23 protein-coding genes and 1 tRNA gene are annotated in these 25,777 nt (G+C 67.4%); 3 read left to right on the top strand and 21 right to left on the bottom strand.

Annotated elements, in window-relative coordinates; all coding sequences use genetic code 11:
• The first annotated feature begins 95 nt into the window (after positions 1 to 95).
• On the top strand, positions 96 to 644 hold the full coding sequence (locus JOD62_RS09385) for a DnaJ family domain-containing protein (protein ID WP_204939033.1): 549 nt from the start codon (positions 96 to 98) through the stop codon (positions 642 to 644).
• On the opposite strand, the gene JOD62_RS09380 is transcribed toward JOD62_RS09385, so the two are convergent.
• From JOD62_RS09380 to JOD62_RS09350, 7 genes are all read right to left on the bottom strand, one after another.
• The gene (locus tag JOD62_RS09380) at positions 641 to 2,437 is read right to left on the bottom strand and encodes a sigma-70 family RNA polymerase sigma factor (protein WP_204939032.1); all 1,797 of its coding nucleotides are present in this window, start codon (positions 2,435 to 2,437) and stop codon (positions 641 to 643) included. The genes JOD62_RS09385 and JOD62_RS09380 overlap by 4 nt on opposite strands.
• A 209-nt stretch (positions 2,438 to 2,646) precedes the next feature.
• A complete protein-coding gene (locus tag JOD62_RS09375; protein WP_204939031.1) occupies positions 2,647 to 4,146 on the bottom strand; it encodes a VaFE repeat-containing surface-anchored protein in 1,500 nt (499 codons plus the stop codon).
• A 69-nt stretch (positions 4,147 to 4,215) separates the two neighbouring features.
• Positions 4,216 to 5,001: a hypothetical protein gene (locus JOD62_RS09370; protein ID WP_204939030.1), complete on the bottom strand. Its 786-nt coding sequence runs from the start codon at positions 4,999 to 5,001 to the stop codon at positions 4,216 to 4,218.
• A gap of 105 nt (positions 5,002 to 5,106) precedes the next feature.
• Positions 5,107 to 5,307: a hypothetical protein gene (locus JOD62_RS09365; RefSeq protein WP_204939029.1), complete on the bottom strand. Its 201-nt coding sequence runs from the start codon at positions 5,305 to 5,307 to the stop codon at positions 5,107 to 5,109.
• An 85-nt stretch (positions 5,308 to 5,392) separates the two neighbouring features.
• Complete coding sequence (locus tag JOD62_RS09360; protein WP_204939028.1) at positions 5,393 to 5,626, bottom strand: hypothetical protein; 234 nt, start codon at positions 5,624 to 5,626, stop codon at positions 5,393 to 5,395.
• 145 nt (positions 5,627 to 5,771) lie between these two features.
• A tRNA-Ser gene (locus tag JOD62_RS09355) sits at positions 5,772 to 5,861 on the bottom strand.
• A gap of 71 nt (positions 5,862 to 5,932) precedes the next feature.
• Positions 5,933 to 6,982, bottom strand: coding sequence for a hypothetical protein (locus JOD62_RS09350; protein WP_204939027.1), 1,050 nt, complete (start codon positions 6,980 to 6,982; stop codon positions 5,933 to 5,935).
• 154 nt (positions 6,983 to 7,136) lie between these two features.
• On the opposite strand from JOD62_RS09350, the gene JOD62_RS09345 reads away from it, so the two are divergent.
• Positions 7,137 to 7,913 (top strand): hypothetical protein, encoded by a 777-nt coding sequence (locus JOD62_RS09345; RefSeq protein WP_204939026.1) that lies wholly within the window; start codon positions 7,137 to 7,139, stop codon positions 7,911 to 7,913.
• 9 nt (positions 7,914 to 7,922) lie between these two features.
• Here the strand turns inward: JOD62_RS09345 and JOD62_RS09340 are convergent, their stop codons facing one another.
• The 6 genes from JOD62_RS09340 to JOD62_RS09315 form a co-directional block, all read right to left on the bottom strand.
• A complete protein-coding gene (locus JOD62_RS09340; RefSeq protein ID WP_204939025.1) occupies positions 7,923 to 8,384 on the bottom strand; it encodes an SRPBCC domain-containing protein in 462 nt (153 codons plus the stop codon).
• A 38-nt stretch (positions 8,385 to 8,422) separates the two neighbouring features.
• Complete coding sequence (gene cydC, locus JOD62_RS09335; RefSeq protein WP_204939024.1) at positions 8,423 to 10,096, bottom strand: thiol reductant ABC exporter subunit CydC; 1,674 nt, start codon at positions 10,094 to 10,096, stop codon at positions 8,423 to 8,425.
• The gene (gene cydD / locus JOD62_RS09330) at positions 10,093 to 11,781 is read right to left on the bottom strand and encodes a thiol reductant ABC exporter subunit CydD (RefSeq protein WP_204939023.1); all 1,689 of its coding nucleotides are present in this window, start codon (positions 11,779 to 11,781) and stop codon (positions 10,093 to 10,095) included. Before cydD ends, cydC begins: the two co-directional genes overlap by 4 nt.
• A 118-nt stretch (positions 11,782 to 11,899) precedes the next feature.
• Positions 11,900 to 12,928 carry a cytochrome d ubiquinol oxidase subunit II gene (cydB, locus tag JOD62_RS09325; protein WP_204939022.1) on the bottom strand — a complete coding sequence of 343 codons (1,029 nt, stop codon included), beginning with the start codon at positions 12,926 to 12,928 and terminating at the stop codon, positions 11,900 to 11,902.
• Between the two features lie 16 nt (positions 12,929 to 12,944).
• Positions 12,945 to 14,357, bottom strand: a complete 1,413-nt coding sequence (locus JOD62_RS09320; RefSeq protein ID WP_204939021.1) for a cytochrome ubiquinol oxidase subunit I — start codon at positions 14,355 to 14,357, stop codon at positions 12,945 to 12,947.
• Positions 14,358 to 14,482: 125 nt separating this feature from the next.
• Positions 14,483 to 15,100, bottom strand: a complete 618-nt coding sequence (locus tag JOD62_RS09315; protein ID WP_204939020.1) for a helix-turn-helix transcriptional regulator — start codon at positions 15,098 to 15,100, stop codon at positions 14,483 to 14,485.
• A gap of 151 nt (positions 15,101 to 15,251) precedes the next feature.
• On the opposite strand from JOD62_RS09315, the gene radA reads away from it, so the two are divergent.
• Entirely contained in the window at positions 15,252 to 16,619 is a 1,368-nt protein-coding gene (gene radA, locus JOD62_RS09310; protein ID WP_204939019.1) for a DNA repair protein RadA, read from the top strand.
• A gap of 16 nt (positions 16,620 to 16,635) precedes the next feature.
• Here the strand turns inward: radA and JOD62_RS09305 are convergent, their stop codons facing one another.
• The 8 genes from JOD62_RS09305 to JOD62_RS09270 all read right to left on the bottom strand — a co-directional run bounded on the left by JOD62_RS09305 (position 16,636) and on the right by JOD62_RS09270 (position 25,737).
• Positions 16,636 to 16,923, bottom strand: a complete 288-nt coding sequence (locus tag JOD62_RS09305; RefSeq protein ID WP_204939018.1) for a hypothetical protein — start codon at positions 16,921 to 16,923, stop codon at positions 16,636 to 16,638.
• 44 nt (positions 16,924 to 16,967) lie between these two features.
• Positions 16,968 to 17,273: a hypothetical protein gene (locus JOD62_RS09300; protein ID WP_204939017.1), complete on the bottom strand. Its 306-nt coding sequence runs from the start codon at positions 17,271 to 17,273 to the stop codon at positions 16,968 to 16,970.
• A gap of 53 nt (positions 17,274 to 17,326) precedes the next feature.
• Positions 17,327 to 17,818, bottom strand: coding sequence for a dehydrogenase (locus JOD62_RS09295; protein WP_204939016.1), 492 nt, complete (start codon positions 17,816 to 17,818; stop codon positions 17,327 to 17,329).
• Positions 17,819 to 18,099: 281 nt separating this feature from the next.
• A complete protein-coding gene (locus tag JOD62_RS09290; RefSeq protein WP_204939015.1) occupies positions 18,100 to 18,750 on the bottom strand; it encodes a hypothetical protein in 651 nt (216 codons plus the stop codon).
• Between the two features lie 23 nt (positions 18,751 to 18,773).
• Entirely contained in the window at positions 18,774 to 19,274 is a 501-nt protein-coding gene (locus JOD62_RS09285; protein WP_204939014.1) for an amino-acid N-acetyltransferase, read from the bottom strand.
• Between the two features lie 119 nt (positions 19,275 to 19,393).
• Positions 19,394 to 21,271 carry an FAD-dependent monooxygenase gene (locus tag JOD62_RS09280; protein ID WP_204939013.1) on the bottom strand — a complete coding sequence of 626 codons (1,878 nt, stop codon included), beginning with the start codon at positions 21,269 to 21,271 and terminating at the stop codon, positions 19,394 to 19,396.
• Between the two features lie 107 nt (positions 21,272 to 21,378).
• Entirely contained in the window at positions 21,379 to 23,049 is a 1,671-nt protein-coding gene (locus tag JOD62_RS09275) for a thiamine pyrophosphate-binding protein (RefSeq protein ID WP_204939012.1), read from the bottom strand.
• 159 nt (positions 23,050 to 23,208) lie between these two features.
• Positions 23,209 to 25,737: an ATP-dependent Clp protease ATP-binding subunit gene (locus tag JOD62_RS09270; protein WP_204939011.1), complete on the bottom strand. Its 2,529-nt coding sequence runs from the start codon at positions 25,735 to 25,737 to the stop codon at positions 23,209 to 23,211.
• Positions 25,738 to 25,777 lie beyond the last annotated feature (40 nt).

Here is a 25,777-nt window from a genome sequence, read left to right as displayed (position 1 = left end):
GAAGATCATCCCCCTTGCTGCACGGCGCGGAACGGGGTAGAGGATCCGGCCTTTTTCGTTAGCCTGTTACTGAGGACGGATCGGAGGTGCGGAAGATGCGCGACGACGACGAAACCGAATCCGTGCCCGAGCACGGCGCCGGCGGGCCGCCTCGATGGTCGACGACGGAAGAGCGCTGGGCTGCGGTCGAGCTGACGATCCAGATGGCGATCGATCGAGGAGAGTTCGACAACCTGCCTGGCGCGGGAAAGCCGATTGAAGGTCTCGGCACGACGAATGATCCGGATTGGTGGATCCGCCGGAAGATCCAGACCGAAGACCTCACAGGGCTGGCGCCGCCCGCCTTCCAACTGCGCAAAGAGTCTGCCGAGGTCGAGGAGATACTCGACGCGATGTGGCACGAGTCCGATGTGCGCGAGTACCTGAAGGAATTCAACAAGCGCGTCCGCCATGCGCGCATGCAGCTGCTCGGCGGGCCGCCGGTCGTGACGCCGCTGCGCGACATCGACGATGACGTCCGTGCGTGGCACGAGCGCAAGCGAGCATCCACGGCAGCCGCCTCTGCGCCTTCCTCGCCGGCACCGAAGCGGCGCCTGTGGTGGCGGAGATCGCGGCCATCCGAGCGCAGCGGCGCCGGCGACTAGGGATCGGTGAGCTCGAAGGTCATCTCCTCGGGCCCGGGTCCCCAGGGATCGAAGATGATATCGGGGTCGTAGACGTCGAGCGGATGCTCCGTGGGCGGGCCCCAGTACTCGTCTGCGTCGAGCGCGCGGAAGGTGAACCAGTACCAGCCACGTGAGTGCATCCGCAGACGCTTCAGCGCGTGCCCGGTCTCGTCGAGGGGGATGATCGCGGTGTGCCCCTGCATGGTGGTGATGTAGATGGAGCCGTTGGCGGGTCCCGTGGCGGAGATCACGAGACCCGTGGTGCTCGCCTCAGCCACCTGCATGTCCTCTGTGCCTGAGATGTTCTCGAAACCCCCGATCACGACCGGGAGGATCGTGAACGTCCCTGTTGTCGCGGGCGACTCACCGGTGCTGTCGAAGGCCCACGCCTGATACTCGTAGTCGCCCGCAGGGAGCTGAAGCCCCCGCGGATCGAAAGACCATGAGCCATCCGCGGCGACCGCTGGCGCGTAGCGCTGGCCGTCTACGTCGATGCCGATCTCCGCCCCCGGCGTCGTCCGCCCCGCCAGTACCGGAGCGAGATAGCCGGACGACGTCGGCGGAGTGGATACTCCCGGGCTCGGCGTCGATGCCGTGCCCTCGCCGGGGCCCGGCGTCGTCCCGGGTGCCGTCACCGGCGCAGTCGGAGCGAGTGGCACTTCCGCGGCCGGGTCGTTCACGAGATCAACGGAGTCGATGGACGGATCGGCGTTCCAGCGCCCCGTCGGCGACGGTACGCCGGGCAGAGTGGCCGCCGGCGCGGGCGCAGGCGCGGGAATCACGCCCGGGGGCACGGTCGGACCGGGCGTGACGGGCGCCGCTGTTGCCGTCGAGTCCGCCACCGCCGCAGAAGGAACCACGGGAACAGGCCCGGGGAGCAGAAGTGTCGTGAGCAGGATGCCACCGATCGAGAGCGCACCGATGCCACCGGTGAGGAGACCGGCCACGCCGATCCCCGCGCCAGCCGTGGCGAGCGCCGCCGCGGCCACGGTCCCGGGCGCGAACGCGCCGACGGAGGGAAGCGTGACCCCCAGGGCACCGAAACCGACCGCCGACAGAGTGACGTTCTGCAGTCGACGCGCGTCGCTGCGCAGGCTGAGCAGCAGTTCACCGCAGACCACGCATTCGGCGACGTGAGCAGAAACCTCCTCCGCCACAATCGCGTCCTGGGGGTCAGCCAGATGGCGAGGGAAGAGATGGGCGGCGTGCCCCGGGTCCTCGCGCAGTGCGAGCGGAATCTGTCTCGTCAGCCAGTTCAGTTTGAGACCTGCGCGCGCCCGCCGCTGCAGCGCGGAAACAGCGTTCGGCTTGATGCCGAGCTCGAGGGCGATCTCGGGACGCCCGACCTCGGCGACCTCGCTGAGCCACAGCACCCGCTGCCAGCGTTCCGGAAGCTCCTCGAATGCCCCTCGCAGGTCGCTGGCGTTCGCCTCCCTTTCGATGAGGTTGAGCGCATCGCGGAAGTCCGTGCTGTCAACGGCGGCGGTGTCATCGACGAGATCGGCCTCTTTCCGCCACCGGATGGCGGTGTTGCGGATCACCGCCTTAAGGTACGAGCGAAAGGCGAACTCAGGGCCTTTGCCGGTGGTCGTCACCTGCTGGTAGATCGCAAGGAACGCCTCGGAGGCCAGATCCTCCGCGCGCACGGGGTAGGCCCGGTGCGCATAGCGCAGGGCGGCGCCGATGTGGCGCTCCCACAGAATCGCATATGCGCTCTGATCTCCCTCGCGCAGGCTGCGTAGAAGATCGGCGTCGCCACGAGACTCGTTCACGTCTTCCCCTCAGAATGACGCTCGCCCGCCTCTCTGGCTTCGGGCCGAGAGGATGAGCACGGCCGATCCGCCTCGCCCGCATCCACATCCTAGAAGTCGGATGCCCGCGCGGCACCTCTCTCGCAGAAATTCCTGTGGGCGCATCTCCGTGGGGAACGAGTGAGGCAGGGGTGCGGTTCGGGTTCCGCTCCCCTGCCTCACTGGTCGAGTCAGGCTTCTGCGGATCGTCGCCTGGCGATCATCAGAGCCGCGCCGGCGAGGACGCTAAGCAGCGCACCGGCGGCGAGCGCGACCGGCGCCGGTGAACCGGTCGCGGCGAGATGCTGCCCGCCCGACGGGCTCGGTGCGGCGGGCACGACCGGAGCGACCGGCACTGTGGTGTCTACGACGACCGTCTGTGCCGCATCCTCGATGTCGGTGTGAGCCGCAACAGGTTCGCCGAGCGTGTCCGTCCCCACGAACAGCCATTCGAATGCGACGAGAGTCTGTCCTGCGAATCCCTCCGGCACGACGAAGCGGACGTCGACCGATCCGTTGGCGGACGTCGGGGTGAACGTCGTCGTTCCCGTGATGCCCGTCGACGAGCCATCCGCTTTGCGCATCAGCTCACCGACGAGCGTGTACTCCGTGCCAGGCACCAGGTTCTCGTAGGCGACGGTGTCGATCACCGTGCCGCCGTTCCAGGCCAGCACCCGGTCTCCGTCGGCGGAGTCGACCAAAGACGTTCCGATGGCCGGCACGACAGCCACCGGCACTGCGGCCCACGTCACGGCAGCCTCGGCCGTCGTGGTCGCGGAGCCCGGGGCGACCAGGATTATCGTCTGCGCATGATCCGCCTCGCTCGGCGTGCCTCCGGGTGTGTTCGGGACAGACACGACCTTCCCGGTGGCTGCACCGTCCGCGACGACCCGAACGGTGGCGCTTCCGGTGGTCGTGGTTCCGCGCAGGTCGAGATAGATCTCCTGCCCGTCGGCGACGGTGTTGACGTCGATCGCGTTCCCGTCCACATCCGTGACGGTGACGACGGGGTCGACGGAGAGCGCGACGGTTGCCTGGTTGGTGTTCACGACGAACGGGCCGACGAGTGTTCCTGCGATCTGGGCCGCACTCGGTGCCGTCACAGATGCCGTGACGGTGAGCTCACCCGGGGTCAGACCAGGACTGGCGTTCGCGCCGTTCACGAGATACCAGTACGCGGCTTCGGACTCGGGCGTCTCCCACGCCCACGCCGCATCGAAGTTGAGATCCGTGTAGCGCCAGATCGCATACTGCGTGGCCTCGATCGCGTCGCTGCGCGAGATCACGGGCACGCCCGCCTCCGCCGCCAGCTCTTCGAGGCTCACCGCCGGGTAGCTGTGCGCGAGGACCCAGCGGACCTTGCCGGGGATCGCAGGATCGGCGAAGTAGTTGCTCCCGAGGAAGCTGTCGACATCGCCGACGGTGCCCTGGAGACCGGTCTTGGCGCTCACGTCGTGCTCGATGCAATACGCCCAGTAGTCAGGCTCCCCAGCCTGACTGCCCGACGACCAGATCGGGAAGATCCCGGTGCCCGAGTACCCTTCGCGCCCACCGATGTAGACGGGGTCCCCGTTCTCGATCTCGGCGGCCAGCGCTGCACCGCCGGGTGCGAAGATCACGCCGAGGGCGAGCAGCGCCCCCGCGAACACAGCCCCCGCTCGGCTCGATCTCTTCAAAGATGCGTTGCTCATCGTGCTTCTCCCCACTGGTTTTGTCGTGCTGTCGACGCGCGCGTCTGCGGCACCGTGGTCATCGGTCGCTCACAGCACACAGGCCGGATTGACGGCTGTGAAACTGAATGGACCGACCCAGATGTTCTGGTTCGGTCGGTCGTTGATCGAGCGGCCGGAGTTGTTGGCGACGAAGGTGAGACTGAAGGCGCTGGCCTGTGGCAGGCTGACCGCCACATTGCCGGCACCGCTGCTCGGGATCACCTCGGAGTTCGGAGCCCCCGTGAAAGGACGCCACGGGTTGGCGCCGGTCCCCTGCCCGCGAATCCAGTCAGAGTTGTACGTGCCCGTACCTTCGGACAGGTAGACGCGCTCTGCACCTCCGAGGCCGTCCAACGCCTGAACACCGTCGATGTCCTTGATCGTGTAGCTGAGTGCATCCACTGTCGTCGGTGCGCCGTCGAAAGCGAAGCTGAACGTCACCCGCTGGCCCCCGGCGATGTTCCGCAGATCGACAGTGTCCATCGACAGCCGCACGCTGGGCTGGGCTTCCCCACCCTGCATAGCTGGGTCCAGAATGAAGTTGTTCGTCTGGTTGATCGTCATGTTGGTGGCGCCGTTGGGGACGCTCACGAGCGTCAGCGTGAGGTCTTTGCCGTCGCCGAAGATGTTCGTCCAGGTGAAGACCGCGGACGTCGCGCTCAGCTTCGCGTACGACGCTGTTGCGGAGCTCACGGTCGCGACGCAGTTCACGGATGCGGCCGCCATCGGAATGGTCGCGGCCGCAGCGATCACGGGCAGCGACCATGCGGCAGCCTGAACGACCGTCCGTCGAGACACGGCATTCGTCGAGACCATCGCGTCGTTGTCTTTCATCACACAGAATCCCCTCAGATCATGCCGACGAGGCATCGTTTCATGAAGAAGGAGTCCGCGTGGCCGAAAAAGTGACGCGGGGGCCACCCTCGAGCTGCTGAGACCTCAGGAGGGGTTCGCGTCGTACTTCGCCAGATACCGCTTCGCCTCCTTGCGAATCCACGCAGAAGGCGAGTTGGCATGAGGGCGGATCTGGTCGACGTAGTCCGGCGTCCGCATCTTGTAGAGCGTTCCGACGACGTGGCCGTAGACGTCGGGATCATCGACATAAGCGGCGATCTGCGGTGCGTACTTGGCGAGCTTCACCGACCCGAACAGCAGCCTGAAGGAGCGACGGCCCCGCATCGCAGCGCGGTCATTCACAACAGCGAGGAGCTGCGCGAGCAGGTCATCATCGCCTCTCAGCCTCGGATGGGCGGTGAGCAGTGCCCAGATATCCGACCCGTACGCCCCACACGGTGGTCTCGAAGTGGTGATGGTCGGGAATGTACACGCCCTCGGAGTTCGTCTTCCCCGGCAGATCATCCGGTCGCTCGGCGGGGATCAGCGCCCAGGCCTTGTCGAGGGCGTTGAGTGCCGCCTCCCGCGCTTCCGCTTTCGTCAGCGTCCTGCCATCGACCGCCATGTCGCCCTCTCGTCCTTGAAAGGCTAGTGCGCGCTGCGCCCCGTCACGCACTCGCACGCCCACTTCCGGCCCGAGGCCATGAGGGAGACTCGATCACCGATAGGTCCCGAAACGCGAAAACCCCCTCACGAGGAGGGGGTTTTCATGGCGGTGACGGTGGGATTTGAACCCACGGTAGGGGTGAACCTACACAACATTTCGAGTGTTGCACCTTCGGCCGCTCGGACACGTCACCGCGGAAAAGCTTACGACACGACGGGCCTGAGCGCTAATCGAGCTGCTGCGACGGCGCGTCGAGACAAACACTCACCAGGCTGCGGCGACCTCGGCGTGCGTGCGGAAGATGCCTTCGGTCGTCCCCTCGGGCGCGCGTCCGATGCCGCACTCGGTCGCGACCCCGTAGGTCGGCACGAACTTCGAGGCGACGGCGATGCGACGTTGCGCGCCCTCGACACCGTCTTCACGGTGCACGAGACCGATGTACAGCTCGGTCTCGTCCGTGAGCGCGAGGTCTGCGAGCGGTGCATAGTAGGCCTCGTCGTCGCGCTCGATCGGCACGGGCAGGTGCAACCAGGTCAGCGGACGTGCGGATGCCGCGACGACGGCGTTCGCGAAGCGGGTCAGCGTTCCCGCGTCCTTCGGCTCGATGAAGTGGGCTTCGGCGATGTCGCCGTAGCAGAGGTGCACACCGACCTCGACGTCCACGGGGACGGCATCCACGAGCGCAGCGAGGCGCGAGACGAGACCGTCGAAGGGATCGCCAGGCCACCAGGCCGACATCGGCTTGCCGTAGATGGCGGCCTGCTCAATGATGCCCATCTCCGAGGCGACGTCCCACTGGACAGCGAGGTCTTCGTGCGGGATCGCCGCGAGAATCTCGTCCAGCTCACGCAGCATCGCCGCGGTGTAGACGGGCTCGATGGCCTCACGGTCATCGCCGAAGAAGAACGCCGAGACCACGGCGACGAGCGTCGGCAGCGACACCTGAAAGCGCGTGCCGGCGGCGATCACACCCTCGGCGCGCAGACGGGCGAAGATCGCGTACGACTCGATCGCCGCAGACGCGTACCCCAGCGGCGGGAACTGCAGCGCGGCAGCATCCACGCCCTCCGCGATGCGCAGCGGACGCGTGTCGAGAGTGCGCAGCATCCGCGGCTCGTCGCCGATGCGCTCGAGCCCCTCGGTCTGCCCGAGCACGTCCGGCTGGAACATGATCCAGTGGAACCTCTTGCCGACCTCGCCGTCCGGGATGCGGCGCAGCAGCGACCCCATCTCGGCCGCGGCGGTGCGCATCGTCTTCTCGGCGTCGTCGTAGTTCACGCTGCCGACGAGGTGGGCTCCCTGGGGTTGCGTCATGCCTCCACGCTATCGGTTCCATTCAGGCGGATGCTTCGCGCCGAGGCATCCGCGAGACCACCGGGGACTTATTCACGGCGACCGGAATCGGCTCTTTCAGCCCGCTGGCTTAGCATGCCCTTAGTGCCTTTGGTGCCGCAGGAAAGGTGGGCGCATGCCGTACATCAGATCGAGTGCTCTCGATGAGACCGGTTACGTCATCCTCGACCGCGCAGAGCGCGACGTCGATGCGAGCGAGTGGATGAACCTCGCGTATGTGCCGTGGCGCTCCTCCGGGGTGACCCGCTTCGCGCCTCTGGCGAGTGCGTTCGGCGAGGTCGACTGCAACGCCTTCTGGAACCACACTCCCCCGCGCACCGACAAGGACGGCGTGTGGATCCCATCTCAGGTCGCGATCGCTCCGTCCCTGCAGCGTCGAGCTCTCGCGGCCGGCGCAGGGGTCGGCCGCTGCCGCGTCATCGAACTGCAGCCGAACACCTACGCCGACGCGATCTACAACCTGCACAAAGACGACAACAACCGCCTCAACCCCGAGGGCACCGGCTGGGTCGTCCGCGGCTACGAGAACCTCAGCGACGACGGCGAATCGCTGCTCATCCTCCGCGAGGACCGCTTCGATCCCGCGACCGAGACGCGCATCCCCCTTCCGGCGGGCACCCGTCTGGTGCTCGATACGCAGCGGTTCTGGCACGCGGTCTGGCACCGCGGCAGCGCACCGCGGTACGCGCTCATCTCCTCGTGGACCTCAGGCCCAGAGCTCGACCGCTTCATCGCCGAACGCCACGGCGCCGCCCGCGGCGCTCACGTCGACCTGCCTGCCGACCTCATCGCCGACGGGCAGCAGGAGCTGCACCGCCGTCTGGAAGAGCGTCGGCGGATGCTGGAGGCGCAGGGCTTCACGGTCGATCCGCCCGAGCCCGAAGACCTCTAGTTCGGCCGCTCAGCGCTCGACGAGGGCCGCCAGGTTGCGCAGCGACGCCGTCAGCCCTTCGATGTGATCCTCTGCGGAGATCCCCGACGGCACATCCTCCGCACGGAACAGCACCTGTGAGTGCGCGCCGTCGGCAAGAACCTCCCAGGTCATGCGCATGACACCCGCGAAAGCGTCGTCGTCGGTCTCGAAGGTGATCGCCTGCACGATGCGAACCCCGGGCTCGAACTCGACGATCGTGGTCTCCACGACGTCATGCGCGGCGTCGCTCTTTCCCGGAGCATCACTGGCGTCGTCGTAGGTGAGCACCATGCGCGTCTCCCCGCCGGCGCGCGCGTCGAAACGCTCGACACGCGCCGTCATCCCGTCGGGCGCCAGCCACTGCTCCAGGCTTTCGGGTGTCGTCAGTGCGGCGAACACCCGCACCGGTGAGGCGTCAATCCTTCGGCGTGCTTCATCTGTGCGCGTCATCCTTCCACGCTACGTCGGCACTGCCGAGGTGTCACCCCTCAGCGAGCGATGGTGTGCCCTGCCACGATCCGCACCGTGCGATCGATCGTCCCGTCCGGGGGCGCGACGTGCGAGATCAGAATGACCGACTGGTCACCAGCCGCGGCCAGCAGGTCACGCAGCAGCGCATCGGATGCTTCGGGGTCGACGCCCGCGGTCGGCTCGTCGAGCACCAGCACAGGGAAGCCGCGCAGCAGCGCACGGGCCAGTGCGATGCGCTGCGCCTGGCCACCGGAGACGAGCGCTCCCCGCTCGCCGACCCGCGCATCCAGTCCGCCACGCTCGGCCACCCACCCGCCGAGGCCGACCCTGTCGAGCACGGCCAGCAGCTCTTCATCGGTCGCCGAATCGTTCGCGAACAGCAGGTTCTGCCGGATGTCCTCATCGAACAGCTGGGGCGACTGCTCGCACAGCCCGACGACGCAGCGCAGCTCCGGGCCGGCGATGCGCGCGGCATCCTGATCCCCCAGACGGTAATCACCCTCGAAGCGCAGGAAGCCGACGAGAACAGCCGCGAGGGTTGACTTCCCGGCGCCGCTGGATCCGGTCACGAGCACGCGCTCCCCCGGCTCGACGTCCAGGTCGATACCGCGCAGGGTCTCGGGGGCACCCGGCCAGGAAGCCCGGAGGCCCCGCACCCGCACGGCCGGGGCGCTGGACGCAGATACCACCAGCGGTTCTCCGTCGTCGTCGCGCACTTCGCTGGGCAGTTCCTGCGGCAACACCGCATGAATCCGCTCCGCACTCGCTCGCACACTGCGCCAAGACGACGCGGCTTGCGGGACGACAGCGAAGACCTCGAACACGGCCATCGGCAGCAGCACGGCAACCGCGAACCACGGCGCATCCACGGCGCCACCCGGCTGCCCTGGGAGGGACACTAGGAGCGCCCACACCGACGCCGCACCTGCAGCGACCGAGACGACCGCGGCCGACACCGCCTGCGCGAGCGCCGCACGCGTCACCGCTCGGCGCAGCGCGGCATCCGCGTCCGTGATCCGGCGGCGTGCCGCTTCTTCCGCCCCGTAGGCGAGCAGCACGTCAAGGCTGGCCAGGTAGTCGACGAGCGCACCCGAGAGCGTGGCGCGACGCGCGGAGATCTCGCGCTCCGCACGACTGCCCAGCACTCCCCCGACGAACACTGCGACGACGGTCGCGACGATGAGGCAGACGGCGAGCGACAGCGCCGCCGCCGGTGAGATGAACGCGACGACGGTGATCGCCGTCAGGGCGATGACGCCACCCGTCACGAGCGGCTGCACAACCCGCAAGGGCAGGTTCTGCAGGTTTTCGACGTCGTCGACAAGACTCGACAGCACTGCACCGCGGTCGGTCGAGCCGAGACCGGCGGGCGAGAGCGGGATGAGACGGTCGACGATCCCGGCACGGAGGCCGGCGAGCTGCTTCAGCGCCGCGCTGTGTCCGGCGAGCCGCTCCAGATAGCGGAACACGGCACGCGACACGGCGAAGAAGCGCACGCCGACGACCGCGACCGACAGCGGCACGAGCGAGTCGACGATCGACGCGCTCACGATGAGCCATCCGCTCACGAGCAGCAGGCCGATCGCGGCGGCGGCGGAGAGGATGCCGCTCAGCAGCCCGGGCCAGAACTGCCGCAGGGGCGGCTGGGCGGCACGCAGGATGCCGCGGACGGACGCGGTCGAGACGCTCATGCCGACACCCCCACGGAGACGATGTGGTCGGCAATCTCCCGCGCCGATCGACGGTGCGAGATCAGCAGGACGGCGACACCGGAATCTGCCACCGCGCGGATGCTTCGCCACAGCGCCTCCTCGGTCTCGGCATCGAGCGCGCTGGACGGCTCGTCGAGTGCGAGCACCTGCACACCGTCATCGAGCCGGTACAGCGCGCGGGCGACCGCGACGCGCTGCGCCTGGCCGCCGGAGAGTCCCGAGCCCTGCACACCGAGGGCGAGCGTCGGATCGATCGTGTCGGCCTGCGCGGCGGCGAGGGCTCGGGAGACGCGAGCCGCATCCGGCTGCTGCCCCAGAGCGACGTTCTCGGCGACCGTTCCGCGAATGAGCCCCGGCCGCTGCCCCGCCCATGCCATCCAGTCAGAGGGCGCGAGGGCGCGCACATCCGCTTCCCCGACCGTCGCGGATCCGTCGAAGTCCGCCGCACCGCGCAGCGCCGCGAAGAGGCTCGACTTCCCGGAGCCGCTAGGTCCCTCGATCAGAGTGACCGTGCCGGCCTCAGCGGTCAGCGAGACCGGGGGCAGCACGCGATCGCCGTAGCGCACAGAGACGTTGGCGAGCGCGAGAACGCTCCCCTCGTGCGATGCGGCCTCGCCGAAAGGAGGGTTATGTCGGTTTTGACCCTCCAGAACCGACGAAAGGCTCCTTTGCGCAGGGGCGGATGCGATCGCAGATGCGGATGCGCCAGGCCCCTCCGCGGCCGCACCGTCGAGCACCTCGAAGATCTGCTCTGTCGCCGCCACCCCCTCGGCTGCGGCGTGGAACTGCACCCCCACCTGACGCAGCGGGAGGAATGCCTCGGGCGCGAGCAGCAGCACGAAGAGGCCGACTTCGAGCGTGATGTCGCGGTCGAGCAGGCGGAAGCCCACCGACACCGCGATGATCGCAACCGCCAGCGACGACAGCAACTCGAGCGCGAAACCCGAGATGAACGAGTAGCGCAGCACCCCCATCGTCTCGCGGCGATACTGCTCGGCGGTCTCGCGCATGCGAGTCACGGCACGCCGTTCGCGTCCGAAGACGCGCAGCGTGGCGAGACCCTGCACGGTGTCGGCGAAGCGCGCGGCCAGCTGCTGCAGCACCCCCAGCTGCCGTCGCTGCACGCTGCGCGTCGCAATGCCGATGAGGATGAGGAACAGCGGGATGAGCGGCAGCGTGATGATCGCCGCGACGCCGCTCGGCCAGTCCTGCCACCACATCACCGCGACGATCACAGGAGTCGCGATCATCGTCAGCACGAGCTGCGGGATGTACCGCGCGAAGTAGGGATCGAGCGCATCCAGCCCGTGCCCCGCCGTGACCGCGAGCTCCGCCTGGTTGCGCTGTGCGAGCCATCCGGGCCCTCGGCGTCCGATCGCGCGCAGCAGGGCCGCCCGCAGCTGCGCACCGGTCTGGGCCGCAGCGCGGAGCCCCCAGGCCTCGCTCGCCCAGATCAGAACACCGCGCACGAGAATCGTCGCGACGAGCCACAGCAGAGACGTACGCACGTCGCGCCCCGCGATGAGTCCCGTCAGCGCATCCGCGAGGAACCACGCGAACGCGATCGTCACGGCCGTCTGCGCCACCGCGATCAGCGCCGAGGCGGCAACGTAAACTCGCGCCGCCGGCGCATAGCGCAGGAGGCGAGGATCGAGGGGTTTCATGCGGATGCTCCGAATCGGCGTGCAGGTCTCTCTCGGCGCAGGTCCCGATCTGCGGATGCTCCGCGCGGAAGCATCCGCAGATCAGGAACCTGCTCGCCGAGAGCGAGCACTGACAGTATTACGCGTGCGCAGGCGCCGCCTCGATCGAGGCGCGCGTGACGCGCTTGCGGAACACCCAGTACGTCCAGCCCTGGTAGAGCAGCACGAACGGGATCGCGAACAGGGCCGTCCAGCTCATGATCTGCAGGGTGTACGGCGTGCTCGATGCGTTGGCGATCGTCAGGCTGTACGCCGGGTCGATCGTCGACGGCAGCACGTACGGGAACAGTGCCCCGAACAGCATCACGACGGCGGCGGCGATCGTGACGAGCATGCTCGTGAACGCCCAGCCCTCAAGGCCCTTCGCCGAGAAGATGGCCGCAGTGATCAGGAAGACCGCGGCGATCGCACCGCACGCGATGACGAGCCAGAGCAGCGCATCCGGACGCCCCGCGGCGATCACGATCGTCCACACGACGGTGCCGGCGGCGGCGAGGATCGTCGGCACAGCGGCGATCTTCGCAAGCCGGATCGCATCGCTGCGCACCTGGCCGTCGGTCTTGAGCCCGATGAAGTACAGGCCGTGCACGAAGAACAGCAGCAGCGTCGTGACGCCCACGAGCAGACCGTACGGGTTCAGAAGCGTGAGGATCGTGCCCCGGAAGATGTGGTTCTCATCCAGCGGCACCCCCTGCACGATGTTGCCGAAGGCGACGCCCCACAGCAGCGCGGGAACCGCCGAGCCGATCACGATCATCCAGTCGAAGCGGTTGCGCCAGCGGTCGTCGTCGCGTTGGTGCCGGTACTCGAACGAGACACCGCGCGCGATGAGTGCCAGCAGGATGATCAGCAGCGGCAGGTAGAAGCCACTGAACAGAGAGGCGTACCACTCCGGGAACGACGCGAACAGCGCGGCGCCGGCCACGATGACCCACGTCTCGTTGAGGTCCCAGACGGGGCCGATCGTGTTGATGATCTGCCGACGCGAGACATCGTTCTTGCCCAGGAACGGCAGCGACATGCCGACACCGAAGTCGAAGCCGTCGAGAAGGAAGTAGCCGACGAAGAGGAAGGCGACGATCCAGAACCAGATTGTTGCGAGATCCATGTGTCTCTCCTCTCACTCAGTAGACGACCGACGGCAGCTTGGCCGCCTCATCAGGCTTCTCGGACGTGTCAGGCCCCTTCTGGGCGGCCTTGACGATGAGGCGGATCTCCACGACGGCGAGCGCCGCGTAGATCGCAGTGAAGGCGATCAGCGAGATCAGGACCTCGACGCCGCTCACGCCGGGCGAGACGCCGTCCTGCGTCGACATGAGACTGAAGACGATCCAGGGCTGACGGCCCATCTCGGTGAACACCCATCCCATGATGTTGGCGAAGAGCGCCAACGGGAACGACCAGATCGCGATCTTCCACATCCACGGTGCCGGCGGGTTCTTCGCCTTCTTGCGCGTGATCCAGAGGCCGACGACGGCGACGAGGGCAGCGGCCATGCCGAGACCGATCATCCAGCGGAAGGCCCAGTACGTGATCCACAGCACCGGGGTGAAGTCGGTGAGGCCCGTGTCAGCGAACTCGATCGCGTACTGCGCGTTGAGGTCGTTGATGCCGTGCACGCAGCCGTCGAGGGTGTGCGTGGACAGCAGCGACAGCAGGTACGGCACGCGGATCGAGAAGAGGTCCGTCTTGCCGTCCGGTGTGCCGAGCGTGAAGAGACTGAACGCCGCCTCCTTGCCGCACACGGTGTTGAAAGTCGCTTCGGCCGCGGCCATCTTCATCGGCTGTGTTGCGTACATCGCCAGGCCCAGCTGGTCACCGGTGAGCACGACGCCCACGGTCGAGATGATCATCGCCCAGAGACCGAACTTGAGCGAGATGCGCATCGTGTCGAGGTGCTGGCCGCGGGCCAGGTGCCACGCCGACACCGAGATGATGACACCGGCAGCGAACATAAACGCACCGAAGATCGTGTGCGGGAACGCCGCAAGTGCGACCGGGTTCGTCAGCAGCGCGCCGAAGTCGACCAGCTCGGCGCGGTTGGTCTCAGGGTTGAACTCATAGCCGACCGGGTTCTGCATGAACGCATTGGCGGCGATGATGAAGTACGCCGACAGGATGCTGCCGATCGCGACGCACCAGATCGTCATGAGGTGCAGCTTGGGGCTGAGCTTGTCCCAGCCGAAGATCCACAGGCCGATGAAGGTCGCCTCGAAGAAGAAGGCAAGGAGACCTTCGAAAGCCAGCGGAGCTCCGAAGACGTCGCCGACGAACCGGGAGTAGTCCGACCAGTTCATGCCGAACTGGAACTCCTGCACGATGCCCGTCACAACGCCCATCGCGAAGTTGATCAGGAAGATCTTGCCGAAGAAGCGGGTGAGGTGGAGGTACTGCACCTTGGCGGTGCGCACCCACGCGGTCTGGAAGATCGCCGCGACAAGTGCCATGCCGATCGTCAGCGGGACGAACAGGTAGTGGTACACCGTCGTCAATCCGAATTGCCATCTCGACAATACGAGTGGATCAAGCCATTCCATCGTGCCTCCTCAGGCTTCTGCCCTGTTCTCCACGCTAGTTCGGCGGGTACGCCGATTTCGGGGGCCGGCACCGTGATAATTCACTGTGTTTCCCCTGTGCTGCCTTTTTGCAGTCTCCGCACGCCCTAGGAGGCGTGAGCCAGTTCCACCGTGCAGTCGTTTACCTGATCGGTCGTGCGCACGCACCGGGCCAGAAGCGGCCCTCCCGCCTGCGCCAGCACTCCCTGCATCAGCCCGAGGTGAACCTGGCACAGCACCGGTCGGTGCTGCGGCAACGCTGCGGCATGCGGGCAGGGGGAAAGGTCAACCGTGAGCGCACCTTCGTCGATGAGGGGCTCGAAGCCCGACTCCTCCAGGTGCTCGACAAGGGCGTCGAGCTGGTGGGTCGCTGCTTCTTCGAGGGTCTCGCCCGCGACTCCCGGGATCGCACGGCGCAGCAGGTCTCCACGGCGCGCAGCCGCGATGACCTTCTCCTGTGCGATGGAGCTGGATGCTCCGGGGGCACCGGTCGCAGCACTGTAGAGCGTGCGGGGGCGGCCACGAGTGGCACGCTTCTCGCTCTCCTGCACCACGTACCCGCCGTCGATGAGCCGCTGCAGGTGCTCGCGAACGGTGTTCGCGTGCAGCCCGGTCGCATCGCACAGCTCACCGATCGTGCGGTGTGGCTGCGACTGCACGAGGTGCAGGATCCGCACTCGCGAGTAGCTCGAAATCGGCCCGTAGGTGGGCCTTGCGGGAGGCATGTCTCCATTATTCACGGGTCCGTATAAAACCCCTATTCGTTGGGCCGTGAATAATGAGTGCGCCCGGAATTCCCCTGCTCACAAGGGCGCAAGGGCGGATGCTCCGGGCCGGCGCGACCTCGATGTCCGCTGCCCCGATTAGCCTGATCTCATGGCCACTCGTCGACCCGCTCCTTCCGCCTACGTGTGCTCGGAATGCGGGTGGACCGCCGCAAAGTGGGCCGGCCGCTGCGGCGAGTGCCAGCAGTGGGGCACCGTCGTCGAACGCGCAGCACAGACCGGCATCGTGCGACAGGTCTCACCGGTGGCGCCGAGCGCGGGGCGCGCCGCTCGTCCGATCACACAGATCACCACCGCCGATTCGCCCCGCAGGTCAAGCGGTGTGGCCGAATTCGACCGCGTCCTGGGCGGGGGCATCGTTCCGGGTGCCGCGATTCTGCTCAGCGGTGAGCCCGGGGTCGGCAAGTCCACGCTGCTCCTCGAGGTCGCCGCGCGGGCGGCCCAGTCCGGGCGACGCGTGCTCTACGCGAGTGCTGAAGAGTCGCAGGCGCAGGTGCGGTTGCGTGCTGAGCGCACGAACGCTCTGCACGATGAGCTGTACCTGGCGAGCGAGACCGATCTGGGCACGATCCTCGGCCACATCGACGAGGTGCAGCCGCAGCTCGTCATCGTCGACTCGGTGCAGACGGTCGCGTCATCGCTCATCGACGGAGCGGCCGGGCAGCCGAGCCAGGTGCGCGACGTCGCCTCCACACTCATCCGGGTCGCGAAAGAGCGCGATCTGCCGATCATCCTCGTCGGCCATGTCACGAAAGACGGGCAGGTTGCGGGCCCGCGCATGCTTGAGCACCTCGTCGATGTCGTGTGCCATTTCGAGGGTGACCGCCAGACGGCATTGCGCTTCGTGCGGGCGTTGAAGAACCGTTTCGGCCCGACGGACGAGGTCGGATGCTTCGAGATGACGGGGGCGGGCATCGCCGAGGTGCCCGACCCCAGCCAGCTCTTCCTCTCCCGCGGCAAGCCCGAACCGGGAACGTGCGTCGCGATCGCCCTCGAGGGCCGTCGGGCGATGCCGGTGGAAGTGCAGGCGCTGACGATTCCGACCGCGGCGCCCAACCCGCGCCGCGTCGTGAACGGCCTCGATTCAGCCCGCGTCGCGATGGTGCTGGCGGTACTCGAACGCCGCGCCGGCATCAAGACGAGCGATCAAGACGTCTATGTCTCGACGGTCGGCGGCGTGCGTTTCACCGAGCCGGCAGCCGACCTCGCGATCGCGATCGCCGTCGCGGGCTCCCTGCGCAACGTCGCCGTGCCGCGCACGGTGGCCGCCGTCGGCGAGCTCAGCCTCGCGGGCGAGGTGCGACCGGTCACGCAGGCCGCGCAGCGGCGCTCAGAAGCGGGCCGGCTGGGCTACGCGCAGGTCGTCGACGACCGCTCCGGCACACTGCGCGCCGCCATCGACGACGTCAAAGCCCGCGGCACACAGCGCCGCCGCGAAGACGACATCCCGGCGTTCTAGTCAGGCTGCGCGGTCGCTAGATGAAATCCATGATTCCGATCGTGTGCGCATCATAGGTCCTCATCCGCGAGAGAGGAACGAACCCCGGCGGCTGCTCTGCATCGACCAGCACCCTAAAGGGTCCTCTTAGGAGAGCCACCACGACATTGCGGTCGTACCAGGCCAGGGATTGCTTCAGTCGGGCTCGCTGCACCCAAGAGTGAACGGCCAGCCACGCAAGAAAGGCGAGGGGCACCAGGAACCACAGAAGAAAGCCGCGAACCACGAGAAGACAGAATCCTGCGACTCCGCGCACGATCTTCATAAGAGGCGCCCCGGAAGGTCGAGCCGACTGCCCATCGCGCGGTATCACTTCATCCTTCTCCTCGGTTGTCGTTCGGCTCTGACATTGATGAACGCGGATCCCGCGGAGCTTCCCTCGGCGCCTGCCGCCCGTTCGAATCGTCTGGTGAGCGGCACCCAGACGACGAACCCCCACAGCGCGGCCAGCCCGAAGAGGACCCCGCCGAAGACGAACGTGAGTGCGTTCGGCATCGGGGCAACGCCCAGCGCGAACACGACGAAGAACCCGAGGGCGCCCAGTGCCACCGCAACCAGGGCAGCAGTTCGGAAGAACGTGATGAGTGGCCCGACGACCACAAGTTGTCGCCTCATCCGCCTCCCTGATTGCCAGCCATCTCCGCCACTGCGAGGGTATCGCGGCGCCGCTAGACCTCGTCCGCTGCAGCATCCCCCTCAGGCGCGGCATCCGCGTCCTCGTCGGTTCCGACGTTCAGCGCGGCAAGCAGGTCGGCGGGCGCAGCCTGCATGGGGTGCGGGCCGGCGATGTCGAGGAAGACGGTCGTGATGCGGTCCTGATACGTGGTGAGGAACGCGCGCAGCCACCCAGCGGAGTAGATCCCGACACCTGGCGGCAGGTTGGCGGGCTTGTTGCGGGCGTCACTGAACAGCAGCAGCGCGACCTCGCCCGTGCGCGGATCGCGGTACGTCCATACCTCACCGCCGTCGATGGGGTTGTCGCGGGCGCCGGGTCGGATCAGCGGAACGACGGTGGTGCCGTGACGCAGAGCGAGGGCCACCGCGGCCATGTCCTGCTTCTCGAGAGCCTGAGCGAGCGCCTCGGAGCGGAACTCCTCCGGACCGGGCTTGCTCTTGGATCCCTTGGCGCGCTTCGCGCGCGCAGACTTCTTCGCGGCCATGTCTCCAGCCTAGGCGCAGGAGTGCTTCCGCTTTCCTCCGCACGCTGCAACCGACAAGCGGGAGCGTCACGGAGGAAAGCAGAAGGGGCCCTCTCGAATCCGCCATTGGGGACTGGATGATTCGAGAGGGCCCAGGATGCTCCTGGAGGACGAAGTCGAAGCGCTGGGGACGCTATGAACTCGACACCACTGGGGATGGATTTTCGTCCTGTGTCACAGTAGCTGTATCCAATGGTATCCCAAAGGATCGGCAATTGTGCACAAACATTGCCACAAAAGCTCTAGTAGAGCAGGATTTGAGCGCTCTCGGCGCTCGTGAAGCCGCCGATCGACACGCTCACGTGGTAGGAAGCTCCACCGCCCGGAGCGCGCGGTCGCTCGGTCGAAGCGCAGGTGTCCGGCGAGGAGCGCGTGCGGTCCCACACCACCGGCTGCGAACTCGTCACCGTGGACCCCGCCGCGAGCGTCACGATCATGCCTTCAGGATTCTGCTGGCAGTCCGTCGAACGCCACCACACATCGGCACCACTCACGACCGTGAACTGCTGGGTCGCCGTGCCGACATCGATCGTGCAATCGCGTGCCCCACTGTTGGTCAGCGAGATCGACATCTGCGGCAGGGCGTCGCTGGCGTAGCTCTCCGAGTCCGTCACAGCGGCGACCGTGACGTCACCCTCCACGCACGGACCCACGGCACCGTCATCGGGCGGAGTCGAGTCGCCGGGCGTCGGAGTCGCCGTCGTGTCGGTCGTCGCCGATGCATCCGGAGTCGGTGTCTCCGACGTTCCCGCAGAGGGCGGGGCCGATGCCTCCTGCGCCTGCGCGACAAGGAACCAGACCAGCCCTGCGATGAGCGCGAGGATCACGACGATGGCACCGAAGAAGACCAGTCGACGCCGCCGATACACGGCGGGAGAAACACGCGCGGTCATGACTCCAGGCTAGACGCTTCCGCTCAGAGCAGTTTGAGCATGCGCGTGTTGCCGAGCGTATTCGGCTTCACATGTGCGAGATCGAGGAACTCCTCGACACCGGCGTCTCCGCTGCGCAGCAGTTGGGAGTAGACGTCCGGGTCGACGACCTGCTCGCCGATCGGTGTGAAACCGCGACGACCGAAGAAGTCGACCTCGAAGGTCAGGCAGAACAGGCGGGACAGCCCCAGCTCGCGGGCGTTCTCTTCCAGGCGTCCGACGATCGCGCCGCCGACACCGTGATGCAGCCAGTCACCGCGCACCATCAGAGTGCGCACCTCTCCAAGGTCTTCCCAGAACACGTGCAGCGCACCGCATCCGATGAGCTCGCCCTCCGCCTCCGCGACGACGAATTCCTGCACCGCCCCGTAGAGCACCGCGAGGTCTTTACCCAGCAGGATGCGCTGCTCGACCATCGGCGCAAGGAGCGCGCTGATGCCTTTGACGTCTGCGCTGCGGGCTGGCCGCACGATGATCTCGCTCACATGACAAGCCTAGAACGCCCGCCCTGTGCGCACCTGCGGGAGAAACGCATTCACTGCCGCGTGTCTCGCCGCAACGCGCCGTGAGCGACACGGAGCGCCCGCGGCGAGACACGCAACGATCAGCGAACCAGGACGTTGGCTGCGGCGCGGATGCGCACCAGGTACGGCTCGGCAGGGTCACTGTCGAGTCGGTCTCCGCCGCGCACGATCACGTCGAGCGCATCCGTGAGCGCCTGTGCGGGATCCGCGGGAAGCGACGTCACCCGCCACGCGACCTTGCGGTCAGGACGTACGAGCAGCGCGCCATCCGCGTCGATCTGACGGGCCTCGGCCCATGCCGCATCGTCGTCGGCGATCGTCGCGATCGTGAGCGGCATGTGCGTGCGCACTCGTTCCGCCTCGGCACGCCAGCGCTCCGCCGCCGAGGCAGAGGTCAGCAGTGTGAGGCCGTGACGCGCGATCAGGTCATGCGACGAGACCGGCTGGCCCGCAGCATCCGCCTCCGCCAGCCACACATGCGGCAGGTGGTGACCGGGTCGCGAGGTCGGGTGGAACGCGACCGGGTCGTTCGGGTCACCGGGGACGGGCGATCCGTCGGGGACGAAAGCGCCCTCGGAGTAGTGGTACCCGGCCTCGACACCCAACTGGCTGTAGTCGTGCTCGTTGTGGTCCACTTCGGCCTTGACCTGCGCGCGACGCGCATCACCCTCAGGTGTGTCTGCAACGAACTCGGCGAGGTTGCGGAAGCCCTCCTCGACGTCCTCGCTGAAGCCGAGAGCCTCTGCGATCGGGGGGTGGCGGTTCGCGTTCTCCAGAGAGTGCGCCGTGTACCAGGCGACGATCGGGCGACGCTCCGCCTGGTAGCTGTCGAGCAGACCGTCGGATGCCTCACCATGCAGCACGGCGGCGAGCTTCCAGCACAGGTTCTGCGCGTCCTGGATACCGCTGTTGAGGCCGAGCCCACCCGTGGGCGGATGCTTGTGCGCCGCGTCGCCGGCGAGGAAGACCCGGCCGTTGCGGAACTGCTTCGCGACCAGGCCGTTGTAGCTCCAGCGCGTCATCGAGTGCATGGTGATCTCGTGAGATTCCGGCAGACCGAGCATCGTGCGGATGGAGGCGAACAGCGCCGCCTCGTCGTCGGGGTCGCCCTCGACCATCCATGCGGCCACCGAGACGAGCCACTCCTCCGAGTTGCGGTTGTACTCGGTCGGACCGATCGCCTGGATCGTGCCGCGGCGACGCGCGCCGCCGGCCGGGTGCAGGAAGTGGCCGAGCAGAGCATCCGGCTCCGACCATGACGAGAGGTCCATGCTCACGTGGTAGTTGACGACCTCGCGCATGTCCCGCGGGCCCTCCATCTCGACACCGAGCATGTCCGCACTGCTGCGGCCACCGTCGGCGGCGATCACGTAGTTCGCGCGCACCTCGCGCAGGTCGCCCGTGGTGCGGTCGAGGATCGACACGACCGCAGCATCCGCCTGCTGCTCGATACCCACGACCTCCTGGCGCTTGCGGATGCGTCCGGGCGCCGCGGCGAGCGCGTGGCGGTACAGCAGCGGGTCAAGGCGCAGCTGCGGCATGTTCGCGAAAGCGCGGGGGGACGACTGACGGTAGCGCTCGGCGTCGGGTCCGCCGCCCCATGCGGGGACCTCGCCGATCTTGAGGCCGTCGAACTCGCCGGGGCCCGTTGCGGTCGTGTACCAGACGGCCTTGCGCCAGCGGTCATGCGTGGGCGTGGCCGCGTAGATGTCGTCCGCGACGTCGATGTCGTGGAATGCCTCCATCGTGCGGGTGTTGAGCAGGTGCGCGCGCGGGAAGCGGAACACGAAGTCGCGGCGCTCGACCAGCAGCACGTCGACACCCTGCTGGGCGAGCAGCATGGCGCAGGTGAGTCCCACCGGGCCGCCGCCCATGATCAGAACCTCGGTCGAGGTGGGCCAGACATCGTCACTGATGGCGGGCAGGGGTGTGAGAGTGCTCTTCACGGATTCAGGCACGGATTCCTCCTCGGATGCGTGGAACCCCAGGCTAGGAAGCCCGGATCACCCGTCGATACGGAACAGAGGAGTGATTCTGCGCAGCCTATTCCGACACCATGTCGCAATCATGATTTCTCCGGCCACATGGCCTCGTTCACCATGACCTCGATCAGGTACGGACCGTCGTCGGCGGAGCGTACGCGGTCTGCGGCAAGGGCCGCGCGCAGCTCGTCCGAGCCGTGCACGCGCTCGGCGCCGATCCCGAACGAACGCGCGAGCGCGGCGATGTCGACGCCGCCAATGTCCGTCAGCGGGTAGGCGCCCTCGGCGTGCGCCGTGCCGTTGATGCCCACAAGACCGGCGATGACCGCCTGATACCGGCCGTTGTTGACGACGACGTAGGTAGCGGGGATCCGGTAGTGCGATGCCGTCCAGAGAGCGGGGACGCCGAACTGCACGACGCCGTCTCCGACCACCGCGACCGTGCGTTCCTGCCGTGCGAGGGTGACACCCAGTGCGGCGCCCATCCCCCAACCGAGCGAGCCGCTCGCCGTGGCGAAGAGGGTGTCGCGCCGGGGACGCTCGATGAAGCGCAGCAGCGGCAGGGTCGACGTGACGGCATCGAGCACGACAGGACGATCGTCGGGAAGCTCTTCGGCGAGCACGCGCATGGCGCTGGCCGCGCTGAACTCCGCACCGGTCGCCCGAACGGGCACCTGCTCGGCCCAGGCCGCGCGCTGCGTGGCGAAGACACCCCGAGCACGATCAAGCCAGCCCTGGGTGCGGCGGGCAGCCGACTCCTGCTCCAGCAGCTGGCGGATGCTGCGCAGCACGGCGCCCGTATCACCGACGATGCTCGCGGCGGGCGTCTGGCGCCGCCCCGGCTCCCCGGCGTCCTCGGCGATGTGCAGCAGCGGAACGCCGTGCGGAAGAATCGGTCGCTCCGCGGAGAACTCCAGGGGCGTGGGAGCGCCCGCGAGCACGAGCAGATCCGCCTCGGCGAACAGCGGCGAACGCGGATCGAAGAGCCCGGCATAGTGCGGATGGTCCGTGCGGAACGCCCAGCGTTCGAGATCGCGACGCGATTCGACGAGCACCGGCGCCCCCAGCCGTTCGGCGATGCGCTCGATCTCGGCCTCTGCACCGCGACGGGCGATGTCGGTGCCCGCGATGATGACGGGCCGGCGGGCCTTCTGGAGAAGTGCGACGGCATCCTTGAGCTCGTCGGCGTGGGCACTCTGGCGCGCGGCGCGACGGCGTCGGAAGCCGCCGCTGTCCGCACGGGTGCGACCGATGTGGTTCTGCGGAATCGTCAGCACCGCGGGCTGCTCGGGCACGACCGTCGTCTTCCAGAGCACCCGGTCGATGTCGGTCATGAGGTCTTCGCCACGCAGGTTCTGCCAGGTGTAGCCGCTGTACGGCGCTGCCGTGTCGAGGATGCGCGACGAAGTGGTGAGCGCGCGATGCGGCAGCGTGGCCGTCCCTTTCACACCGGTCAGCAGCGCCACGCTGCTGCGCGCGAGCTGCGCCGCATAGAGGTGCGCGAGACCGTTGGCGAGGCCCACGTTCGTGTGCAGGTAGGCGACACCCACTTCCCCGGATGCGCGCGCGAAGCCGTCCGCCATCGAGACGGAGATCGCTTCGTGGGTCGTCAGCAGGAACTCCGGCCCGCGCCCTGCGTTCGCCGGGTCCGCAAGGGCATCCAGCAGCGGGGTCTCGCTGGTTCCTGGACAGCAGAACACGTAGGGGACCTGCCATCCGCGCAGCACATCCAGGACATCGTCAGCGGTGGTCATCGTCGTCCTCCTCGAGCATTACCCGCGAGGCTAGGGAGCGAAAGCTCCGCCGTCGTCGCCCAGACGTGCGAAGTGTGCGCGCCGGCGTGCGACACGGTGTCGCGCGAACGAAGAAGGGCGGCGGATGCCGAAGCATCCGCCGCCCTCTGTCAGACGTCTTTACTCGCCGCTGGCGACCGCCAGGTCGGGAGTGGCCGAGATCTCGCCGCCGGTGTTGATGCCGACCGAGACCTTCTCGCCGCGAGGGCCGTGATCGAAGGTGAACGCGCCATCGGCGACGTCGACCTTCACGTGGTCGCCCGAGTTGAGCTCGCCGTGCAGGATCTTCTCCGACAGGCGGTCTTCGATCTCGTGCTGCATCGCGCGACGCAGCGGACGAGCACCGAGGGCCGGGTCGAAGCCGATCTCGATGAGACGCTCCTTGGCGACCTGCGACAGCTCGATCGTCATGTCGCGGTCCAGCAGGCGCTCGCTGAGACGCTTCGTGAACAGGTCGACGATCTGGATGAGCTCCGACTTCGACAGCTGCGGGAAGACGATGATGTCGTCGACACGGTTGAGGAACTCGGGCTTGAAGTGCCGCTTGAGCTCTTCGTTGACCTTGCCCTTCATCCGCTCGTAGCTCGTCGAGGTCTCTCCCTCGGCCTGGAAGCCGACGGGGCCGCCCGCGATGTCGCGCGCTCCGAGGTTGGTCGTCATGATGATGACCGTGTTCTTGAAGTCGACGATGCGACCCTGACCATCGGTCAGGCGCCCCTCTTCGAGGATCTGCAGCAGCGAGTTGAAGATGTCGGGGTGAGCCTTCTCGATCTCGTCGAACAGCACGACGGAGAACGGCTTGCGACGGACCTTCTCGGTGAGCTGGCCGCCCTCTTCGAAGCCGACGAACCCGGGAGGGGCACCGAACAGACGCGACACCGTGTGCTTCTCACCGAACTCGCTCATGTCGAGCGAGATGAGAGCAGCCTCGTCGTCGAAAAGGAACTCGGCGAGCGCCTTCGCGAGCTCGGTCTTTCCGACGCCCGTGGGGCCGGCGAAGATGAACGAGCCCGAGGGGCGCTTCGGGTCCTTGAGGCCGGCGCGCTGACGGCGGATCGTGCGCGACAGCGCCGCGATCGCCTCTTCCTGGCCGATGACGCGCTGGTGCAGCGCCTTCTCCATGAAGACGAGACGGCTGGTCTCTTCCTCGGTGAGCTTGAAGACCGGGATGCCCGTGGCCTGTGCCAGAACCTCGGCGATCAGACCCTCGTCGACCACGGCAGCGGTGGCGACGTCACCCGAACGCCACTGCTTCTCGAGGCGGAGGCGCTCGGCGAGCAGCTCCTTCTCCTGGTCGCGCAGCGATGCGGCCTTCTCGAAGTCCTGCTCCTCCGACGCCAGCTCCTTCTGCTCGCGGACGGCGGCGATCTTCTCGTCGAATTCGCGCAGCTCGGGCGGGCTCGACAGGATCGACAGACGCAGGCGTGCGCCGGCCTCGTCGATCAGGTCGATGGCCTTGTCGGGGAGGAAGCGGTCGGAGACGTAGCGGTCTGCGAGGTTCGCGGCGGCGACAAGCGCGCCATCCGTGATCTGCACCTTGTGGTGCGCCTCGTAGCGGTCACGCAGACCCTTGAGGATGTTGATCGCGTGCGGGATGCTCGGCTCCTGCACCTGGATCGACTGGAAGCGGCGCTCGAGCGCAGCATCCTTCTCGAAGTGCTTGCGGTACTCGTCGAGCGTCGTCGCGCCGATCGTCTGCAGCTCGCCGCGCGCGAGGAGCGGCTTCAGGATCGAGGCGGCGTCGATCGCACCTTCGGCGGCACCCGCACCCACGAGGGTGTGGATCTCGTCGATGAAGACGATGATGTCGCCGCGCGTGCGGATCTCCTTGGTGACCTTCTTCAGTCGCTCTTCGAAGTCACCGCGGTAGCGGGATCCGGCGATGAGCGAGCCGAGGTCGAGCGAGTAGACCTGCTTGTCCTTGAGCGTCTCGGGCACGTCGCCCTTGACGATCGCCTGCGCGAGGCCCTCGACGACGGCGGTCTTGCCGACGCCGGGCTCACCGATCAGGACGGGGTTGTTCTTGGAGCGACGCGAGAGGATCTGCATGACCCGCTCGATCTCCTTCTCGCGCCCGATGACGGGGTCGAGCTTGTTGTCGCGTGCGGCCTGCGTGAGGTTGCGGCCGAACTGGTCGAGCACGGCCGAGCCGCCCTGCGCGGACTGCTGGGTCTCGTGCGCGGCGCCCGAGACGGCGGCGGGCTCACGGCCCGAAGCGCCCGAGAGCATCTGGATGACCTGCTGGCGCACCTTGTTGAGGTCTGCGCCGAGCTTGACGAGCACCTGAGCCGCGACGCCCTCACCCTCACGAATGAGGCCGAGGAGGATGTGCTCGGTGCCGATGTAGTTGTGGCCGAGCTGCAGCGCTTCGCGCAGGCTCAGCTCGAGGACCTTCTTCGCACGGGGCGTGAAGGGGATGTGGCCGGTCGGCTGCTGCTGCCCCTGGCCGATGATGTCCTGCACCTGCTCGCGCACGGCGTCGAGCGAGATCCCAAGGGACTCCAGTGCCTTGGCAGCGGCGCCCTCACCCTCGTGGATGAGGCCGAGCAGGATGTGCTCGGTGCCGATGTAGTTGTGGTTGAGCATCTTCGCCTCTTCTTGGGCGAGCACAACCACACGACGGGCTCGGTCGGTGAATCTCTCGAACATGCTGTGACTCCTTATCGCACAGGGCGAAGACGCTGCGGCG

The organism is Microbacterium keratanolyticum, assembly GCF_016907255.1.
Taxonomy (GTDB): Bacteria; Actinomycetota; Actinomycetes; order Actinomycetales; family Microbacteriaceae; genus Microbacterium; species Microbacterium keratanolyticum.
Note: the sequence above shows the minus strand (reverse complement) of the source record. Positions and strands in the feature narration are given on the sequence as shown.

What these genes read in the sequence shown, in the direction of transcription:
- JOD62_RS09350 (WP_204939027.1), bottom strand. Translation starts at nt 6,982, where the DNA reads ATGACGCAACCCCAGGGAGCCCACCTCGTCGGCAGCGTGAACTACGAC.
- JOD62_RS09275 (WP_204939012.1), bottom strand. Translation starts at nt 23,049, where the DNA reads ATGACCACCGCTGACGATGTCCTGGATGTGCTGCGCGGATGGCAGGTC.
- JOD62_RS09295 (WP_204939016.1), bottom strand. Translation starts at nt 17,818, where the DNA reads ATGGCCGCGAAGAAGTCTGCGCGCGCGAAGCGCGCCAAGGGATCCAAG.
- JOD62_RS09360 (WP_204939028.1), bottom strand. Translation starts at nt 5,626, where the DNA reads ATGGCGGTCGATGGCAGGACGCTGACGAAAGCGGAAGCGCGGGAGGCG.
- cydC (WP_204939024.1), bottom strand. Translation starts at nt 10,096, where the DNA reads ATGAGCGTCTCGACCGCGTCCGTCCGCGGCATCCTGCGTGCCGCCCAG.
- JOD62_RS09385 (WP_204939033.1), top strand. Translation starts at nt 96, where the DNA reads ATGCGCGACGACGACGAAACCGAATCCGTGCCCGAGCACGGCGCCGGC.
- JOD62_RS09270 (WP_204939011.1), bottom strand. Translation starts at nt 25,737, where the DNA reads ATGTTCGAGAGATTCACCGACCGAGCCCGTCGTGTGGTTGTGCTCGCC.
- JOD62_RS09345 (WP_204939026.1), top strand. Translation starts at nt 7,137, where the DNA reads ATGCCGTACATCAGATCGAGTGCTCTCGATGAGACCGGTTACGTCATC.
- JOD62_RS09320 (WP_204939021.1), bottom strand. Translation starts at nt 14,357, where the DNA reads ATGGAATGGCTTGATCCACTCGTATTGTCGAGATGGCAATTCGGATTG.
- JOD62_RS09290 (WP_204939015.1), bottom strand. Translation starts at nt 18,750, where the DNA reads ATGACCGCGCGTGTTTCTCCCGCCGTGTATCGGCGGCGTCGACTGGTC.
- JOD62_RS09315 (WP_204939020.1), bottom strand. Translation starts at nt 15,100, where the DNA reads ATGCCTCCCGCAAGGCCCACCTACGGGCCGATTTCGAGCTACTCGCGA.
- cydB (WP_204939022.1), bottom strand. Translation starts at nt 12,928, where the DNA reads ATGGATCTCGCAACAATCTGGTTCTGGATCGTCGCCTTCCTCTTCGTC.
- JOD62_RS09305 (WP_204939018.1), bottom strand. Translation starts at nt 16,923, where the DNA reads ATGAAGATCGTGCGCGGAGTCGCAGGATTCTGTCTTCTCGTGGTTCGC.
- cydD (WP_204939023.1), bottom strand. Translation starts at nt 11,781, where the DNA reads ATGAAACCCCTCGATCCTCGCCTCCTGCGCTATGCGCCGGCGGCGCGA.
- JOD62_RS09300 (WP_204939017.1), bottom strand. Translation starts at nt 17,273, where the DNA reads ATGAGGCGACAACTTGTGGTCGTCGGGCCACTCATCACGTTCTTCCGA.
- radA (WP_204939019.1), top strand. Translation starts at nt 15,252, where the DNA reads ATGGCCACTCGTCGACCCGCTCCTTCCGCCTACGTGTGCTCGGAATGC.
- JOD62_RS09340 (WP_204939025.1), bottom strand. Translation starts at nt 8,384, where the DNA reads ATGACGCGCACAGATGAAGCACGCCGAAGGATTGACGCCTCACCGGTG.
- JOD62_RS09375 (WP_204939031.1), bottom strand. Translation starts at nt 4,146, where the DNA reads ATGAGCAACGCATCTTTGAAGAGATCGAGCCGAGCGGGGGCTGTGTTC.
- JOD62_RS09370 (WP_204939030.1), bottom strand. Translation starts at nt 5,001, where the DNA reads ATGAAAGACAACGACGCGATGGTCTCGACGAATGCCGTGTCTCGACGG.